This window comes from Collinsella sp. AM29-10AC, assembly GCF_003469085.1.
Taxonomy (GTDB): domain Bacteria; phylum Actinomycetota; class Coriobacteriia; order Coriobacteriales; family Coriobacteriaceae; genus Collinsella.
In genome coordinates this window covers 20,396-37,984 of the sequence record NZ_QSKB01000016.1, presented here as the reverse complement: position 1 = coordinate 37,984, position 17,589 = coordinate 20,396, and the positions used below count along the sequence as shown (strand labels likewise).

15 protein-coding genes are annotated in these 17,589 nt (G+C 60.1%); 12 read left to right on the top strand and 3 right to left on the bottom strand.

All coding sequences use genetic code 11. The annotated features are described in order from the left end of the window. Window positions 1-380: 380 nt before the first annotated feature. Entirely contained in the window at window positions 381-2,942 is a 2,562-nt protein-coding gene (locus tag DW754_RS06435) for a hypothetical protein (RefSeq protein WP_117758875.1), read from the bottom strand. Window positions 2,943-3,303: 361 nt separating this feature from the next. Between DW754_RS06435 and DW754_RS06430 the strand changes: the two genes are divergently transcribed. After that, complete coding sequence (locus tag DW754_RS06430) at window positions 3,304-3,558, top strand: hypothetical protein (protein WP_117758874.1); 255 nt, start codon at window positions 3,304-3,306, stop codon at window positions 3,556-3,558. Window positions 3,559-3,643: 85 nt separating this feature from the next. On the opposite strand, the gene DW754_RS06425 is transcribed toward DW754_RS06430, so the two are convergent. Next, window positions 3,644-4,063 carry a helix-turn-helix transcriptional regulator gene (locus DW754_RS06425; protein WP_117758873.1) on the bottom strand — a complete coding sequence of 140 codons (420 nt, stop codon included), beginning with the start codon at window positions 4,061-4,063 and terminating at the stop codon, window positions 3,644-3,646. A 123-nt stretch (window positions 4,064-4,186) separates the two neighbouring features. Beyond that, window positions 4,187-4,612 (bottom strand): helix-turn-helix transcriptional regulator, encoded by a 426-nt coding sequence (locus DW754_RS06420; RefSeq protein ID WP_117758872.1) that lies wholly within the window; start codon window positions 4,610-4,612, stop codon window positions 4,187-4,189. A gap of 243 nt (window positions 4,613-4,855) precedes the next feature. Between DW754_RS06420 and DW754_RS06415 the strand changes: the two genes are divergently transcribed. The 11 genes from DW754_RS06415 (at window position 4,856) to DW754_RS06365 (ending at window position 17,551) form a co-directional block, all read left to right on the top strand. Beyond that, window positions 4,856-5,143 (top strand): hypothetical protein, encoded by a 288-nt coding sequence (locus tag DW754_RS06415; RefSeq protein WP_117758871.1) that lies wholly within the window; start codon window positions 4,856-4,858, stop codon window positions 5,141-5,143. Window position 5,144: 1 nt separating this feature from the next. After that, entirely contained in the window at window positions 5,145-5,621 is a 477-nt protein-coding gene (locus tag DW754_RS06410; protein ID WP_117758870.1) for a hypothetical protein, read from the top strand. A 208-nt stretch (window positions 5,622-5,829) separates the two neighbouring features. Next, window positions 5,830-6,162: a MarR family winged helix-turn-helix transcriptional regulator gene (locus DW754_RS06405; protein ID WP_117758869.1), complete on the top strand. Its 333-nt coding sequence runs from the start codon at window positions 5,830-5,832 to the stop codon at window positions 6,160-6,162. A 10-nt stretch (window positions 6,163-6,172) separates the two neighbouring features. Next, window positions 6,173-6,631, top strand: coding sequence for a hypothetical protein (locus tag DW754_RS06400; protein WP_117758868.1), 459 nt, complete (start codon window positions 6,173-6,175; stop codon window positions 6,629-6,631). Next, a complete protein-coding gene (locus tag DW754_RS06395; protein ID WP_118072006.1) occupies window positions 6,609-7,985 on the top strand; it encodes a hypothetical protein in 1,377 nt (458 codons plus the stop codon). Before DW754_RS06400 ends, DW754_RS06395 begins: the two co-directional genes overlap by 23 nt. 18 nt (window positions 7,986-8,003) lie before the next feature. Further along, window positions 8,004-9,725 (top strand): hypothetical protein, encoded by a 1,722-nt coding sequence (locus DW754_RS06390; RefSeq protein ID WP_147336381.1) that lies wholly within the window; start codon window positions 8,004-8,006, stop codon window positions 9,723-9,725. Window positions 9,726-9,871: 146 nt separating this feature from the next. Beyond that, window positions 9,872-11,347: a hypothetical protein gene (locus DW754_RS06385; RefSeq protein ID WP_117758865.1), complete on the top strand. Its 1,476-nt coding sequence runs from the start codon at window positions 9,872-9,874 to the stop codon at window positions 11,345-11,347. Continuing rightward, window positions 11,347-13,452, top strand: coding sequence for a type IV secretory system conjugative DNA transfer family protein (locus DW754_RS06380; RefSeq protein WP_117758864.1), 2,106 nt, complete (start codon window positions 11,347-11,349; stop codon window positions 13,450-13,452). The genes DW754_RS06385 and DW754_RS06380 overlap by 1 nt, the downstream gene beginning before the upstream one ends. Window positions 13,453-13,954: 502 nt before the next feature. Then, window positions 13,955-14,245 carry a hypothetical protein gene (locus DW754_RS06375; RefSeq protein ID WP_117758863.1) on the top strand — a complete coding sequence of 97 codons (291 nt, stop codon included), beginning with the start codon at window positions 13,955-13,957 and terminating at the stop codon, window positions 14,243-14,245. A 4-nt stretch (window positions 14,246-14,249) separates the two neighbouring features. Beyond that, a complete protein-coding gene (locus DW754_RS06370) occupies window positions 14,250-14,750 on the top strand; it encodes a PrgI family protein (RefSeq protein WP_158561628.1) in 501 nt (166 codons plus the stop codon). Further along, window positions 14,750-17,551, top strand: coding sequence for a VirB4-like conjugal transfer ATPase, CD1110 family (locus DW754_RS06365; protein WP_117758861.1), 2,802 nt, complete (start codon window positions 14,750-14,752; stop codon window positions 17,549-17,551). Before DW754_RS06370 ends, DW754_RS06365 begins: the two co-directional genes overlap by 1 nt. Window positions 17,552-17,589: the final 38 nt, after the last annotated feature.

Here is a 17,589-nt window from a genome sequence, read left to right as displayed (position 1 = left end):
GCTGAATTCAAAGAGCGCCTTCCGGGGCGCTCTTTTCTTGCCAACAGTCTGCGTGTGAACACGCAGTTCAGTAGGCGTGTAGTTATGTAGCTCGGTAGCTCTGTAGACGCATAGACGCATAGACGAGCTTGCCAAACGATTGTCCAGATGAATGAGGAAAAGAATAAGAAGAATAAGAAAAGTAATCATCTGATATGAGGGAGTCTCTTCGAATGTAATCATTTGGCAGCGGTGTAGCCGAATAGTTCTGTAGTTCCGTAGTCGTGTAACAAGATAGCTCGGTAGACGTGCAGCTACGCAGTGAAGCAAAAAAGAGGAGCCACCATTTCGGCGGCTCCTCCTCTCGAGGGGAAAGGGCTTTGGGTCTAGACCGCTAGGATCTAGAGTGCAGCATGGAGACCACGGCGGCGTGCGATGCCCGCTGCGGCAATCGCGGCTGCGCCCATGCCGGAGATGACGCTCACCTCGAGCGCGGTGGAGTCGCCCGTCTGGGGCAGGGCCTTCTGGTCGGAAGCGGCAGCGGCCTGAGCCTGCTCACCCTGGGCCTGTTTGCCGTTCGCACCCGCAGCCTGGTCGGTTCCGGCTCCACCGGCACCGTTGGCGTTACCGTCCTCGGTGCCGGTCTCGGTGTTACCGCCGGCGATGGTGCCGTTGCCATTCTCGGTCTTGGAAGCCTCGTAGGCATCAGAGAGGTTCTTGTAGTCCTGGGCGGCTGCGGTGTAGTAGGCCTGAGCCTCATCCACGGCGGCGGAAGCGGTGTCGACATCGCCCTGAGCGAGCTTGACGACGGCGGTTGCCTCGATCAACGTGCCATTGGCCTTGTCGGCAGCGGCCTTGAGCTCGGCGAGCTTCTGCTCCGCCTCGTCCTTGCCTGCGGCAGCGGTAGCGGCAGCCACGGCGGCCTTCTGGTAGGCAGTCTCAGCCTCGTCATATGCGAGTTGGGCCGCAGCCAGGTCGGCATCGGCGGCCTCCTTGGCATCCAGCGCCTTCTGCTCGGCGGTGACCGCATCCTCGTAGTCACCCAAGGCCTTTTCGTAGGCGGCCTTCGCGGCGGCACGCTCGCCCTTCTTCACGTCAATCACGGCTACGGCATCCTCGAGGGACTTCTGAGCCTCGACCAAGGCGGTCTTGGCATCGGAAAGCTGACCTTGGAGCTGAGCGGTCTTGTCATGCGCGGCATCGAATTCATCCGCGCCCTGGTCGTAGGCGGCCTGCTTCTCGTCTGCGGTAGCCTTCGCCTGGTCGCGGACGCCGGCGGCATCCTCAACGCCAGGCTTCAAGCCCTGATACTTGGAGGAAGCATCGGCAAAGACCTTGTTCGCCTCGAGCTGAGCCTGATTCAGCTGCTCGAGATTGCCGGCATGGTTCAGGGCATCATCCAGCGCATCGGACGCATCCTTGGCGGCCTTGTCGGCTGCGGCCTTGGCGTCGGTCGCGGCCGCGACGGCCTGCTGTGCGGCCGCCTGATCATCCTTGGCGGTCTTGAGCTGTGCCTCGCAGGTCGGGATGTAGTTGTTCACGATGTCATCGTAGGAGGCCTGCGCGGCATCGACTGCCTTTTGGGCAACATCGACCGCGGCCTGCTTATCACCGAGCGTGGCGGCTTGGGCCTCACGCTCGTCAACAGCGACCTTGATGTCGTTGTAGATGTCCTGTGCCTGCTGGAAGGTGTCACGGGCGGCGTTGACCGCATCCATGAGGGAGGTCAGCTCTTCCTCGGTCGCGGTGCCTGCGACCTGAGCCTGGTAGTAGGCATTTGCGGCTGCGGTATAGGCGGTCTGCTCCTGCTCGAGCTTCTGCTGAGCATTATCGAGGTTCTGGCGATACTGGGGCAGGGAGTCCGCGATGGACTTGATGAGGTCGTACTCGTCCTGGGCTGCAGCGAGAGCGGCCTTCGCGTCTTGGATGTTCTGCTCTGCCTGGGGAACGGTGGCATTTGCGGCATCGAGACGGGTCTGCTCGTTGGCGACGGCCTGCTTGGCCGCCTCGAGCTTGACGTTCGCCTGGTCGAGGGCGGTTTGGGCATCTGCCGCCTTGGACTGGGCGGTATCCTTAGCCTGGGTCAGCTTCTGGATAGCGGCATCGCCCCACTTGCCGAAGGCATCGAGATAGGCGTGGACCTTGCCGTACCAATCGGCCTTCTTGGCCTCCATGTCGGCCTGCGCCGCATCCAACTCGGCCTGCTTCTCATCGAACGTCTTCTGGGCGTCTGCAAGCTCGGCGTTTGCCTGGTCGAGTTCGGACTGGAGGGCATCGAGCTGACTGTGGGCGGCATCCTCGGCCGCCTGGGCATCGGATACCTGCTGCTCGAGGTCGGCAACCTTAGCCTCGGCCTCGTCGACGCCCTGCTGGGCCTTCTCGACGGCCTTCTTCGCGGTATGGACCGCTGCCTTGGCGTCGGTCCATACCTGCTTGGTGGTCTCGATCTTCTCGAACGCGCCTGCGCGTCCCGCCTTTGCGGCCTCGTAGGCTGCAGCAGCCTGCTCGGCAGCCTTTGCAGCGTCGGCTCGCTTTGCGGCGGCGACATCATATGCGGCCTTGGCCTCGGTCAGCTTCTGGTCGGCTGCAGCCTTGGCATCGGACGCGGCCTGTACATCGGCCTCACCTGCCTCAGCGTCGGCGGTTGCCTGATCGTATGCGGTCTGGGCGTCGGCTTGTGCCGACTGTGCGGCATTCATGGCGGCCTTCGCGGTATCGAGCTGCTCGTTTGCCTCGTCCAGCTTGCCCTTGGCGAGATCCATGGTCGCCTTGGCATCCTTTACGGCTTGCTCGGTGACCTTCTGGATGTCGGTCTGGGTGGTTAGCTGATCGCCGTCTGCGGATGCCGTCTGGGCAAATGCCATGGTCTGCATGACCGGGGACAGCATGAGGCCTGCAGTCACGGCCATGGTCACCGCCGGCTTCAAAATCGTCTTCTTGTTCTTTGCCTCGCGTTTGCGCATATCGAGGTCTCCTTCCATTCGGAGGTTTTGCTAGCCCCGTGAAAATACGCCAATCCATGCATTGCCATTCACCTGTTGCCGCAGCGGCAGCAGGTGGCGGTCAAGGTTGCGTGGGATTGCCTCGTAAAGCGCCGTCTAGCAGCGGAATCGGCTTGGCTGTAGCCGTGTAGCTGTGTAGCCGGCTTTGATGCATAGCGATGGAAGGAAAAGGCCGAGCGAGCGCCATCGCCGTGGCTTGACATGAGCGTTGAGCATGCCGCTGCGGCAAGCGCCCCATGTGGACGGTAGCCGCGTGGGACGCTTAATCAATAAAGCCCGCGGCTTCGCGGGCGTATGGCGATGTCTGTCTTGTGGAGGGCGAATGGTTGGAGATCAGTTGAATCTCGTGGAGGTGTCGGTTGAGAAGGATGCGGGCGGCAACCCGACATGCATCATCTGGCCCGATGGGCGAAGGTTTGCCATCTCGAGTAGCGGTGCGCCGCTCATGTGCCCGTCCCGTACCACGGGCAGGTTCGCGTATGTCCGCGATGTCTATGTCATCGGTCGCGGGAACAGGACGCACCGCAGGTCGATTATCGCCGACGGCGGCAAGTGGTATGTCGTCTGCCTGAAGTAGCACGGGTATTCAGGCAGCTAGGTAGGCGTGTAGCTCTGTAGCCGTGTAGTTGAGTATCGAGCTACACGGCTACCTGTAAAATCGGTCAGTCGCGTTCGCTCGGCCAGACCATCAGGCGGTTCGGGTCTTTCGCAAGGCTCCTCATTATGCCAATCAGCTCGCCGCGGGTCTCGGTATTGAGGCGATTGAACAGCGTGACCAACTCAAGCCTCTGCCCGACAGGGGCATCGGTGTCGTCGGCTACCGGCATCTCGGTGTCGAAGAGCTGCTCTATGGTTATGTTCAAGACCCGGCAAAGGGCGAGCAAGTTAGAGACGCGGACCGTTCCCAAGTCGGTTTCAGGGCGGATAATCGTCGTCAACGTGCTCACCGGAATGCCGGCAAGGTTTGCCGCCTGGCTGTTTGAGTATCCGGATCCCTTGATGAGCGACTCCAGTTTAGAGTAGGGGCGGTCCTTGCCCGCTACCTGCTTTTTCGGAGCCGCGGTGGGCTTTTTCCCAGCCATGGTATCGAACTCCTATCTTTCTCGATATGTCTGTATAGCGTCATGTAGGCGGCTATGCAGCTACATGGCTACATATGTAGCTCGGTAGCTGTAGCTTGAAAAGCGCCGGTGCCGCCTGGCGAGCTAATCGGCTTCCCCTGCGCCATCCGGATTTGTTTCCACGTCATCAGGCTCTATCTTCTCGACCTGCACCTCGTGATTTCTCTGCATGTTGGTGGGATCCAATTTCATGGCGCTCGATACGCGCATGAGGCAGGATTTCGCCTGCGCGTTGAAGCCCCTGAAATCGCTCACGAGGGATTCCTCGTCGCCCGAGAGAAGCGCCTTCTTTCCTGGGTTCTCCTCCTCACCATCGAACAGGTCTTCCACAAATGTCTCAAACGGAATGTCCAAGCCCTTGCATATCCTCAGAAACGTGGAGATCTGCATGTTCTGGCATTTCGACCTGCCGTTCACGAAGGTGCTCAAGGTTGAAGTCGAAACCCCGCACCTGCGGCTGAGTTCCGATGCCGTGATACCGTACTTCTCAAGAATCTCCTTGAAGGTCATGGTCTCCCCTATCTGTAGATCAGGTTACTACCCGGCTACAGAATACATGATTTGGAAGTCATTTTCGCGTATGTAGATATAAATCGCGCAAATAGGTAATTTCCACGTATGTAAATTACGATTCCAAATTATATTGCCCAGAATAGAAAAAAGGGTTAATATCTCGCTCGTAGCTACGAATGAGGAACACCATTCCATATTCGTCAACTATGCCCCAAGTAGTTCGTTAGTTACGGAGACATGATGACCGCAAACCCTGTACTGGAGTCCGCATCCAAAATCCTCTTGGATTACGTCGAGGACACGAAATTGTTCGCCACGGCTATCAATGAATCGGTCGGCGGGGCCGAGCTTCTCGACTGTCAGTGCAACTTCCTTCGCGAGCCGACCGCTAGTGAATTCGTGTTTGTGAGGGCGATGCTGCCCGCGGAAGGCGCCGCCCGTCTTTTGGACGCGTTCGACTCTGCCGTCGAGGAGCAGATGCAGCGCATGGCAAATCCATCCTTCGCGTCTGTCGCGGAGGAGATGTAGCGTGATGAATACCGCAGTCAAAAAGAGCGCCAAGTCCGCATCCTTCAGCGATGAGGAGCTCTTGCAGCTCCCGCTCGTTCTCAACTCCGACCAGGCCGCCAAAGTCCTCGGTTGCAGCCGCTCGAAGCTCCAATCAATGTGTCGCGCCGATACCGTCGAGTACCAACGCCTCCAAAACCGCTTCACCTTCAACCGCGATTATATCTTCAAGCTCGCGGGGATCAGCTACGAGGCTCTCTACAAGAGCGTGAGCGAGCGCTGCCTTGCGAGGGAGAAAATCAAAGAGCAGTACGCCCCGCTCTTCAAAAAATACGGCGTGGATATCTTCGGAGGCGAGACCCTTCTGGGCGCAGGTGCGCCCGATAGTGCGGCTCTTATGAAAAACGACGAAGTTGAGGTGGACGAAGCACTGATCGACCAGATCGGAGAAGCCCAGCTCGGCAAGCTGCTACTCAAGACCCTTCTCAAAAATGCCTAGTTGACAAGCTCGGCATAGCGCCACAAAATCAAAGCATACCGGTTCCCCAAGCCGGACGATAGGAGATGAACTGCATGACCCGCCCTGCTGGGCGTGCAGCTGTGAACGCTGCCGCCTATCCGTGCAATCTGTTAGCTATCGACCCCGAGGGTATCAAGCCCTTCGGGGTCTTTTCGCCATGCACGTGCACTTTGGCAGGTGATCTCAAATGAGTTTCACCATCGACCCGTGGATGATGCGCGATCTCGATTTATCGGGAAACGAGCTCATCATCTTCGCCCTGGTCTGCGAAGCGGGCGAAAAGGGCCTCAGCGTCTCAAAACCTAAGCTCGCGTTCCTCAGCAACACATCGGTCACGACCGTCAGGCGTGTTCTGAGCGATCTGTCCGAACGCGGCTACATCGAGCGCACCCATGTCGGCGAGAACGAGCCGAGCACTTGGGTCGCATGTGTCGGCGAGCAGTCACCCAGCTCTCCCTCTCCTATCGAAACGCCTTCCGGCCGAAACAGCCGGAGCAGAGTCATGTCGATAGCAAAATAGGAGGACTATCATGGATTTCGCGTACAACAATCGTAGCAACAACCGTCTGGAGCAAGAGACCTACTGGAAGCAGTACGGCTGGATGAGCCGTCTCGGCCTCAACAACGCCAAGGCAATCGTCTTCGCGCTCATCTTCGAGCGCGACTGCACCGACGACCCCGCCCGTGAGCGCATCACCTCGAAATATATCGCGCAGGCCCTCGATGAGGGTTGCCCTGCCCCAGCCCGCAGTCGCAGGGCGGCCGAGCACGGCATCGCGCGAGTCTTCAAGACGCTCAACGAGCTTGCTGCCAAGGGACTCGTCTGCGCCGTCATGGACGAGGACGGCCTGTCGATGAGCTTCAAGTGCGATTACGATGCCGTGGAATCGGTTCTCGCCGATGCCGACAGCGGCACCGAGGATGCAAAGCTGGCTGACGGGTCAAGCGAAAGCGAGGTCGACGACGGTGCCTACGACAAGATGTCCTGATAACGCGCTCGACCGCAACTTCTATACCGTATTCGACTGGATGGTGGACCCGGCCGGGCTGGGTCTCAAGGCATCCAGCGCCGAGCTGTCGGTCTACGCCAAGATCTACTCGATGAGCCATCATTCGGCATACGGCTACTACGTCACGCAGGACCAGCTCGCCCTCGATCTGTATATCTCGCGCCGCTCCGTCCAGCGTGCGCTCGACAGCCTCTGCAAGGCGGGCCTCATCGGCTACACCGAGCTGTACCGTACCGGCAGGGAGGCGAACGGCATGAAATCGCCGCGCTCCTACTTCGCCGTCCAGGAGAAAATCAATGCCGCGATTGAGGCGACGATACCCGTTTCCGCCTCGCGGGGCGGGCAAATCCTCGATTTCGACTTTCAACAAAGCACAGGTCAGGCTGACGCGCCAACTTGTCACATCTCGGCTGTTGAAAACTCGAGTTTTCAACAATCCGCAGGTCAGGCTGATGCGCCATTTTGTCACAACGATGCGCCAAGTTGTCACATCGATGCGTCAACTTGGCGCAACGATGCGTCATTTTGTCACAACGATGCGCCAAGTTGTCGTATCGGCGCGACCTGCGCAAACGTCGAATCTGATGAAGATACCGCAGCGTCATCTAGCTGCGGAGATGCAGCAAAACCGCAGGATAGCGACCTGTCTTCTTCTGAACGCGATGTATATATAAATAATAATAAGAATAATAATGATAATTATTTTTCTTATTCTTCTGATAATCCCAACGAGGGAGATAGACATTGCGAAGGGAGTGGAAACGGCGAGCCGGGCGGTGAAGGCGGCTGGAGCGCCGAGGTCCGCTATGCGGCCCGCTTCATCGCCGACTCGTCTCCCAAGCATTGCGACGGCATCTTCCTCGAGAGGACCATGGACGCGATCCGCGATGCCATGAACGCGGGTGCCGATGCCGATGAGATATGCGACGCGTGGGACCTCTATCTCGATGAGCTCATGACGCAGAATTCCGAAGGCGGCTCGGCCGCCTTCAAGCGCTACGCGATGTTCCCGCTCAACTGGCTTCGCCGCGCGGACGGGTTTAGGTTCTATCTGAAGAAGGTCCGAGCGGCCAGCGGAAAATCTGCGGGAACCAGCCACGAGGATGCGCCCGAAAACGATTCGGAATGCGCGAATGAAGCCGAGGCGCTTGCGAGGAAGTACTGCCTCACCGCCAACAAGACGACCTCGGGCATCATCTGGACGTTCATGGGCGATTACCACTCGGCGATGATCGCCCCCCGCGCGAAGAACCGACGCGAGGCCCTTCGCTACATGTGCTCGGTCAAGGGCATCGAGGTGCCGAAGGATATCGACGAGTTGACGGAAAACTAAGATCCGATTGGAGAAGCAATGGGACAATTGCCTGCAGACGCCCCCTGCAAGGCGGCTCACAGCTCACGTAACCGCGCACGGCGCATGAAGGCCGCTCGCGCCGAGGCCAGACGGCTCGTTGACGAGGCTCGTGATAAGCGCGATTCGGCCTTGGCCGAACTTTCGTCCGTAAAGGCCGAGCTCGCGAAAACCAAGCAAGAGCATGAGCGCAAGTGCGAGGAGTTCAAGCACAAGTGTGCCGAGATGGCTGCGGCGGTGGAGGCTGCGGCAGATAACGCCGCAGCCGCAGATGAGATTGAGAACCTCAAGCGCATCAATGCGGAGACGCTCGAATTCCTTGATAGCGAGCGGAGCAAGACGCAGGGCCTCTTGGAACGTCTCGGTGAGGCCAATGACCAAATCGAGAGCGAACGCAGCGAGAAGGAGGAGTTCCGTCAGGAAGTTCTCGGCCTGCGCTCCCGTTTAGAGAACACGAGCGGGATGTCGATAGATGAGGTCAACGGCCTTGTCGCTCGGGCACAGGAGGCCGAGAATCGCGCTAGCGAGCTGGCCTTCGACATGTCCACCCTCCAAAACCAGGCAGAGGCCCGCGAGAGGCAGCTCGAGGAAGCTCGGGAGAGCTGCTGGCAGCTCAAGGCCGCTGCGGATGAGCAGATGAAGAGGCTCGAGAACCACAACGCCGCCTTGCACGATTCCGTCGCCCAGACCAAAGCCGAGCTCGAGACGGTTTCGGCCGAGCGGGACGAACTGCTGGGTAAGCTCGGCGATTCATCGAGCCGGATCGAGGAGCTGGAGTCTTCGCTCGAGGTCGAGCGGCAAGGCGCCAGCCACCTGCGCGACAGCGAACAGTCGAGCGCCGACAAGATCGGCGACCTCGCGCGGGAAAACGAGGCCCTCGGAAAAAGTCTCGCCCAGACCCAGAAGGCACGAGCCGATGCGGCCGCAGCCCTTGAGGCCGTGCAGGCGAACAGCGAGTCGATCAAGGCGGACCTTCAGGCGGCACGGGAGGAGAACCACCGCCAGCGCCATGACTACGATCAGAAAATCGGAGAGCTGGTGCGCGGTCAGGAGCGGCTACGCGAGCAGGTGCAGGCGGCACAGGGCAAGCTCGAAGAGGACGCGGCGGAATACGAAAAGCGTATCGCGGAGCTTCAGGAGGCGCTCGATTCCAAGCAGGAAGAGGTCAACCGTGCCGTCAGCGATTCGCACAAGGATGAGTTGGAGCGTCTCCAGAAGGAGGTCGAGTCCGAGCGCGAACGAGCCGACCGAGCCGAGGGCAAGGCGCGAGCCGTAGAGCTTCTGCGGGAAGACCTGGAAAGCTACAAGGGCAAGGTCGGCGCCTTGCGGCAGCAGCTTTCGGTATGCTCGAACTTGAAGGACGACCTCGAGGATGCGGAGTCCAAGCTGATGGAAGCCACCGCACGCGCGACTGATGCCGAGGGCCGCGCACGTGCGGCCGAGCGGGATTCAAGCAGACTCGCCAAGGAACTCGAGCGCGTCAACATGAAGCTCGCCGATGAGTCATCGCGTGCGGACGGGGCCTCGGCGGCTTTGCAGGAAGCCGACGGCGTCAAAAGCCTCGCCCTACCCCATGGGCTTCTCCCCGGGGAGGTGACCACCGTCGCGTTTGGGTCGGGATTCCAGAAGTTCCTCGTCAAGAAGCTCATCTACAAGTCCGACGGCAGCATCCTCGCCGAAAACGAGCACGGCCAGTCCGTATCGATGGGCGTTTGGCGCTAGATGGCACCTTCACTCCCGTTGAGTCGATGCGAAACGGTTGAATCTAACCGCTGCGGCACGACCCGAAGGGGGTTTCTCTCTCCGATGTAGCCTGCGCTGTGGCTGAGCATTGGGCTTGGTCACAGCGACCTTCGGAGGTAGAGGATATGCCATCAATTTCAGATGAGGCCGGAATCAAGCTGCTCAACATACTCGAGATGTTCGGCAGGGAGATGCTCAGGAACAAAATCAATGAGTCGAACCGCTTGCGAGCAGAAGCCCGAGACGCCAAGTCGGCGGCCAAGGGCCTATCGAACAACGGCAAGGGGATGAAAAAACAAGACTATACGACGACTTGGTTCGATTCTCCCGCTGAAGCGCAGGCGACCCTTCGCGAGTTGAAGCAGATCTCCCCGAAACTATTTGCCAACTCCACCGTCGTCGGCCACTTCCTCGTCCATCCGAAAGACGGAAAGGACAGTCACGGGAAGCGCACCCACACCATTCAAGATGCCATCTACGACATCAGCCGAGACCATCGATATGCCGCCCGCATCATCAATCTCGACAAACTCGATAAGGGCAAAGCGGACAAGGGCTATATCAAAAGCCTGCCCGATGGGGACTGCACCCGTTTCACGTTCGGAGAGTTCGAGAACGAGGCATCCTCGTTCAACGCCGCCTACTATTGCTCCATCTTGCAGGATTACGACATCAACGCCCGCCATATCGGCAACCAAGTCATCGTCAACAAAGGCGATGCAGATCACGCCTTGGAAGCCCTCGATATCGAGGGAAAGAAGATCCAAGCCATGGGACCCGAGCGCGGCGAGCTGTTCATGCGCCAGCGCTACAAGGACCGCATCGGCGTGGAATTCGAACCTCCGCTCATCGAAGATGGGACTGATGGATATGACGAGGCAGGCGGCGATATGGGTGTCGATATGCCGACGTCCGAGGTCGAGCCCGAGCATGGAGACGATAATCGTGCAGATGCCGATGAGCGTGCAGATGAGGGTGTAGACCCAGATCATGATGTGCGCGACCCGGACGATGGCGGGGTCTTCGCCCCGAGTCTCGATGACGTCGATGAGACACGCGGTGAGGAGAGTCCCGCCGGCAACGCCGCAGACGGCAAGACCGGACCTGAATCCACGGAGGCTATCGCCGAGGAGGAACTGGCCGAGAAGACGGTGGAGTCCGCGCCGGCAGTCCGAGCCGATGGCGATTTGAGCGCCGCCGATGCGGACGAGGCGCTGTCGCGCGAGACCCGCAAGGCCGAGCTACACGAGGATATCTCCAACAGCAAGACCACGGCGGACTGCGTCCAGGCTCGCCCCGATGCCCATAACGGTGACCTCTCCACGCCCTATGCCGATGGGCAGGATGCCCCCGGCACCGGGGACTCCGACGGAGACGGCATTCGCGATGCCGCCGAGGACCGCGATGGGGACGGGACGCCCGACAAGCTCGATTCGGATGCCGAATGTATCGATGACGACCCCGATTACGAGCCCGTCAGCATGAAGGAACGCAACATCGACGAGCTGATGAGTGACAAGGGCGAAGAGGCCGCATATGTCGCATCCCGCTCCGCTGCCCAAGCCGAGAAGGACGTCTCGCTCGAGACGGTGAACCGCTAATGAAGGTCACGAAAGAGGTGGCGCCGCTTTTGGGCGCGGCGGCTGCCACCCTCCCCTTCGCCTACCTCGGCAACAGGTTCGTCGACTGCGCCTGCTCCTATTCGGATATGCTCGAGGGCCTCACGGCCGCCCCTGCGGAGATGTGGGGCTTCATCGCCGCCCATCCGTTCCGTCTGTTGACGAACGACGCCGGCATGCTCGGCATGCTCCTCGGAATCTGCATCCCTTGGGCAATTGCCATGGTGTGCCTGGTCTATGGGCAGAAGAACACCCGAGTCGGCGAGGAGCACGGTTCGGCGCGGTGGGCCACCACCGAGGAACTCGCGCCTTTCATCGAGGATAAAAATCCGCAAGGATTTGCGAACGCGCTGCTTCTCTCGAAGAGCACCGGTCGCGCTTGGAGCCGCGAGGGCTTCTCGATGAACTACGACGGCAACATGAACGTGCTGGTCATCGGCGGCTCGGGCGCAGGCAAGACGCGCTACTATGTGAAGCCCAACGTGTGCCAGATGAATTCCGACCTGTTCATCACCGACCCCAAGGGCGACCTCCTGCTCGATGTCGGCAACATGCTCACGAACAACGGCTATGAGATCCGCTCGTTCAACACGTTCTTCCCCGACCGCTCCCTGATCTACAACCCGCTCCACTACGTCAGGACCGACCTCGAAATCCAGTCGTTCGCGGGACTTCTCATCTCCATGACGACGCCTCCCAAGTCCAGCTCGGGAGACCCGTTTTGGGAGAAGTCCGAGAAGATGCTCTACATGGCGCTCATCGCGTTCATGCGCGACTACTGCCCCGCCCAGGACTACAACATCGGCGGCCTTCTCAAGCTGCTGTCGATGGCCAAGGCATCCGAGTCCAACGAGAACTACAAGAGCCCGCTGGACCTCATCTTCGACGAAATCGAGACCGGTATGCGACGGGTCAAGCGCAACCCGAAGAATCCCGAGGTCAAGGAGCGTGCAGCTCAGAACCCGACCCCCTCGGACGCACCGGAGGAGATCTCGGTCTACACCGGCGCGGACGGCGAGCGCTTCGACCTCGTCCCGTCGGCCTTCCGCCGTCATTCGGACAACAAGCGACCGTATGACAACGTCCACAAGAACGGAAAGCGCGGGTTCGACCCCACCGAGGACTACGCCTTGGAGAACTACCGCAAGTTCCAGTCCGCAGCCGGCAAGACGCTCAAGTCGATTCTGATCACCTGCAACGCACGCCTGGCGCCGTTCACCGCCGCCGAAGTGAAGCAGCTTGTCGTCGGCGAGGATCAGATGCACCTCGAGCGCTTCGGAGACCCCGACTCGAAGAACGCGATCTTCGCCATCTTCGACGACACGGACCAAAGGACGCTGGGCTTTCTGCACGGAATGATGGTCTACCAGACGGTGCGAGTCCTGTGCCACAAGGCCTTGGAGAAATACAACGGCAAGCTGCCGCGCCCGGTCAACTTCATCCTCGACGAGTACCGCTCCCTGTCGCTTCCCGCCGACATCTCGGGCTTCATCTCCGTCCTGCGCTCGCGAAACATCGCGATGTCGGTCATCTTGCAGGCCAAGTCCCAGCTCGCCGAGCTCTACGACGAGGCGACCGCCGACTCCATCGTGGGCTGCTGCGATACCGTCCTTTATCTCGGTGGCGGCAAGGCCAACAAGGGCACGACCTCGACCTGCGAGTTCATCTCCGATTCTTGCGGCCAGCAGACCGTCTTCCAGGAGAACTACTCTCAGAGCCACGGAGGACAGGGCAGCTGGTCGAAGAGCGGCCAGACCGTCGGCCGCGCCCTCATCGATCCCGCCGAGGTGGCAAAGCTCCCCAAGACGGAATGCGTCGTGCTCATCAACGGCGCCAACCCCATCGTCGATGAGAAGTACCCGCTCACGGAGCATCCGAACTACAGGATGATGGCCGATACGCCCGGATTCGATATCAAGAAGTACATGGCGGAGAAGCGCCGCCGCGAGGAACGCGAGTACTCCGCACGCCTCGCGAGTCAATCCAAGTCGATGCCGCGGCGGATGCCTTTGCGTGGTCGATCGGATGCCGAGGTCGGCAAGCACTACAAGTCCCGCGATACGGATTCAACCGGCAAGGCGGAATAGAGGGCAGCGGCTCTATTGATTCTGTGCAAGGGGTTCACGGGAGCGTCCGGCGAGCCCCTTTTTTGTATCTGCCCGAGGTCGTTAACTGCGCGAATGCCTCGATGTTGCCGCTGCGGCAAGACGTGGGTGCCTTTCGGCCGCGCCGTGTATCTTCGTGGCGTCCATTGGGTCGGCACGCCGCCGCCCTGTACCCGGTACGGAGGATCGCATGTCTACCGAAGCACCTGAAAAAGAAAAGCGCCGGACCCGTGACGGCCCGACGCCTTGACATGCGGTGCGCACCCCGGCCGCGAACGACCTACCTGCATTCCCTTGCGGGCCCCAAACAGTTCATGGGTGCGCTAGACAGGAGATGACAGCGGTTCTCACGAACCTCTTCACCCTGGCGCCTTATCGGCGCATACGCATAATAACACATTCGGCGCATTTGGACCAATAAGGCATTTTCAAGCTACTTGGTCGATTTAGCACATCTGCACCGATACACCTGAAAGGAATACACATGAACCCGATTTACCACGCCCTTGCCGTAGCCACCGTCCAGCTCGGCCAGCTCGATTCCGCCGGCGGCATCCTCGGCAACATCACCTCCCTGCTCAAGGGCGGTATTCAGATGCTGGGCGCCATCATGGTCGTCTGGGGCGGCGTCACCATCGGCATCAACGTCCACAACGGCGCCTCGGGCAACGGCGCTGCTATCGCCGCTGGCGTCGGCACGCTGATCGGCGGCGTCATCGTGTCTGCCGCAGCCCTGTACTTCGGTACGCTCGACACCAGCTGGGTGCGAGGCTAAGCGGGTGCTGTCGGTACCGGTCCACAAGGATGTAACCGAGTATCAGCCCAAGGTCATCGGCGGCCTCACCGCACGCACGATCATCTGTATCGGAGCGGCGGTGGGCTGCGCCTTGGCTTTCGGCTTGCTCTGCACGTTCGTGTTCCACGTGGACATCAACGACGTCATCTACCTCGTATGGCTCGCCGCGGCTCCCGCCGCCCTCATCGGCTTCTATACGCCCCACGGTATGAACTTCGAGAAGTTCGCGCCGCTGTGGCTCGCGCACAACTTCAACGAGCAGTGCCTGGTCTACGTGAGCGCCAGCAAGCGCGGTGAATTCAAGGCCGAGGCAGATGCCCTCGAGCGGGCATATGCGGACGAGCGCAAGAAGGCCAACAGCAAGGTGCTGACGAAACTCTACAAGACCAACGGCCTGGAGATGTGGGAACCGGGCGGGCCGCTTGAACCGATGAACACCACAGACCCCAACAAGAGGCAGATTGAAGAATTTTGGAGCGACTAATGGCTAACAAGGACGAGAGCTTCAAGAACATGGAGACGCTCGCCGAGGGTCTCCGCCGCCCGGGTGAGGTCGGTTTCGAACTCGACCCCGAGTTTGCGAAGATGAGCAAGCGTGAGCGCAAACGCTACGTCAAGAAGGTGCATAAGGAGCTCGACCGCGAGCTCTCCGCCAAGCGCAGTGAAATCCGCGATGCCCGCGCCGCGGCGAAGGAGGCGGAGCGAACGCAGGCGAAAAGCGCTGCGGAGGTGACCAAGAAGCTCAAGGAGCGCAGCGCCAAGAGCGACAAACTCACCGCCGAGCAGCGCCGTGTGCGCGATAACGCCAAGAACGTCGTCGACGCCATCGGATACAACCGAATGTTCGAGAACGGCATCTGCGAGGTCGAGGAGGGCTACTATTCCGAGACCCTGTCCTTCGACGACATCACCTACCAGAATGCACGCGACGATGACCAGAAGACCATCCTCGCGGCGATGTGCGATATCTACAACTATTTCCCCGCCGACACCACGGTGCAGTTCTCCGTCGTCAACACGCCGCTGCGCCATGACCAAATCCGCGACCGCCAGTTCTACGACCCGTCGCGCCAGGCGAACGACGTCCTCAAGGAGGATGCTGAGACGATGAACGAGGTCCTCTCCGACAAGCTCGCCGAGGGCGTCTCGAACATCAAGCGATCCCGCTACATGACCATCGGTATCCACGCGAACAACCCCATCGAGGCACGAACCCGCTTCTCGCGCATCAACACCGACCTGACGGGCAATTTCGAGCAGATCCGCTGCGATGTCACGCCGATGACAGGTCTCGAGCGCCTGTCCGTCCTTCAATCCCTGCTGCGCCCCGACCGCAAGTTCACGTTCGACTACGAGCGCGACCTGTCGATCTACAGTCCCGACAGCTCGAAGGACTTCATCGCGCCGATGAGCATCAACTTCAAGCCCGATGGTTCGAACATGTACTTCAAGGTCGATGACAAGTACTGCCAGGTGCTGGTCATGCGCAAGTACGACTCCCCCCTCGAGGATACGGTCGTCGCGAACCTCGTGAACATGTCGATGCCCATAGAGGTGACTTGGTATCTCCAGCCCATGGAGAAGTCCAAGGCGATTAACTTCGTCAAGACCCGCCGCGCGTGGATCGATGCCGAGACTATCGAGGAGCAGAAGAAGGCCGTGCAGCAGGGCTACGACTACTCGATCCTGCCCTCTGAGCTGCGATACTCCCGCGAGGAGACAGAGGACCTGCTGACGCAGCTCCAAGGGCAGCAGCAGCACCTCTTCATGTTCTCCGGCCTCATCTACACGTGGGCGGAGTCCCCCGAGAAGCTGACCGAGCAGGTACTGCAAATTCTCGATGTCGCGTCTTCTGCGGGCGTGCAGGTGGAGACCCTCGAGTACCGCCAGCGCCAGGGTCTGAACTCGATTCTGCCCCTCGGCCTCAACCACATCGAGATCTCCCGCCCGTTCACCACGTCGGAGGCGTGCATCTTCGTCCCTTTCGCCACCCAGGAGCTCGAGCAGGAGGGCGGTAGCTGGTACTACCAGAACAAACTGTCGAACAACCTCGTGTTCGGCAACCGAGCCAACCTGGCAAGTCCCGTCGGCTTCATCTCCGGCAAGACGGGATCGGGCAAGGGATTCTTCGCCAAGAACGAGATCGAGGGCACGCTACTCTCGAAGCCCGACGACCAAGTTATCATCTTCGACCGTGCCGGCGAATACAAGCTGCTGGTCGAGCATGCGGGAGGCACCTATGCCTCCTTCGGAGTCGGACTCGATGCCCACCTGAACCCGCTCGGCATGGACAAGCGCCGCGAGTCCGAGGATTTCGGCACGCAGGTGGCTTTCAAGGCCGATGCCATGATCGCGCAGGCGGCTGCCGCCGCCAATGAGACTATGACGGTATTCTCCGAGGAGGAGCGTTCCATCATCCAGCGCTGCGTCGAGAACATTTTCCGCCGATACAACGTGGAGGGCGGTCGCGAACCCATCCTCGAGGACTTCTACGAGGAGCTGAAGCGCCAGCCCGAGCCGATGGCGCAGAACATCGCCCTTCGCTACGAGCGCTTCGTGAGCGGCTACTCCAATTTCTTCAACCACGAGACCGATATCGACCTCACGGCCCGCACCGTCGGTCTGAACTTCAAGGACGTGCCGGACTCGATGCTCGTCTTCGCGCTCATCTCATTTTGCGAGACGGTGCGAAACATCATGTACAGCAACTTCGACCAGGGACGCAGGACATGGCTCTACATCGAGGAGATGGAGTCGCTGTTCAAGTACCCCTCGGTACTCAACTATTTCCGCCGATTCGCAAACGAGTGCCGTAAGTTCGGCATGTACCTGACGGGCATCACGCAGTCGACCGAATCCATGATCCGCAACCAGGACGCCAACGCGATCGTCAAGAACTCCGATTTCATCATGCTGCTCAAGCAGTCCAAGGAGGATCGCGACTACTGGGCGGACGCCTTGGGACTGTCGCCGCTCGAGGTCGCCTGCATCGACGAGGGCGCCCCTCGCGGTTGGGGCCTTCTCGTATTCGGGTCGGCCCGCGTGCCGATCAAGGGCGAGTTCCCGACCGATAACCACCTCTATGAGCTGTTCTCCACGGACCCGAACGAGTGGGCCGAGAAGAAGGCGCGAGAGGCGCTCGATGCGGCAAAGCACGGCGGTACGGCCGAGAATGTCGCCCCGCAGGACGAGTTCCGCCGCCGCAAGCGCGTGCGCGGCCGCAAGAAGAAGCGCAACGAGCCGAAGCAGGGTTCCCAGAGTTCTAAGAGCGGCTCGGACGTGTAGCCAAATATGGAGACGGGCAGTTGCCGCAGCGGCAACTG

What these genes read in the sequence shown, in the direction of transcription:
- DW754_RS06385 (WP_117758865.1), top strand. Translation starts at nt 9,872, where the DNA reads ATGCCATCAATTTCAGATGAGGCCGGAATCAAGCTGCTCAACATACTC.
- DW754_RS06405 (WP_117758869.1), top strand. Translation starts at nt 5,830, where the DNA reads ATGAGTTTCACCATCGACCCGTGGATGATGCGCGATCTCGATTTATCG.
- DW754_RS06435 (WP_117758875.1), bottom strand. Translation starts at nt 2,942, where the DNA reads ATGCGCAAACGCGAGGCAAAGAACAAGAAGACGATTTTGAAGCCGGCG.
- DW754_RS06390 (WP_147336381.1), top strand. Translation starts at nt 8,004, where the DNA reads ATGGGACAATTGCCTGCAGACGCCCCCTGCAAGGCGGCTCACAGCTCA.
- DW754_RS06425 (WP_117758873.1), bottom strand. Translation starts at nt 4,063, where the DNA reads ATGGCTGGGAAAAAGCCCACCGCGGCTCCGAAAAAGCAGGTAGCGGGC.
- DW754_RS06430 (WP_117758874.1), top strand. Translation starts at nt 3,304, where the DNA reads ATGGTTGGAGATCAGTTGAATCTCGTGGAGGTGTCGGTTGAGAAGGAT.
- DW754_RS06380 (WP_117758864.1), top strand. Translation starts at nt 11,347, where the DNA reads ATGAAGGTCACGAAAGAGGTGGCGCCGCTTTTGGGCGCGGCGGCTGCC.
- DW754_RS06375 (WP_117758863.1), top strand. Translation starts at nt 13,955, where the DNA reads ATGAACCCGATTTACCACGCCCTTGCCGTAGCCACCGTCCAGCTCGGC.
- DW754_RS06365 (WP_117758861.1), top strand. Translation starts at nt 14,750, where the DNA reads ATGGCTAACAAGGACGAGAGCTTCAAGAACATGGAGACGCTCGCCGAG.
- DW754_RS06420 (WP_117758872.1), bottom strand. Translation starts at nt 4,612, where the DNA reads ATGACCTTCAAGGAGATTCTTGAGAAGTACGGTATCACGGCATCGGAA.
- DW754_RS06400 (WP_117758868.1), top strand. Translation starts at nt 6,173, where the DNA reads ATGGATTTCGCGTACAACAATCGTAGCAACAACCGTCTGGAGCAAGAG.
- DW754_RS06415 (WP_117758871.1), top strand. Translation starts at nt 4,856, where the DNA reads ATGACCGCAAACCCTGTACTGGAGTCCGCATCCAAAATCCTCTTGGAT.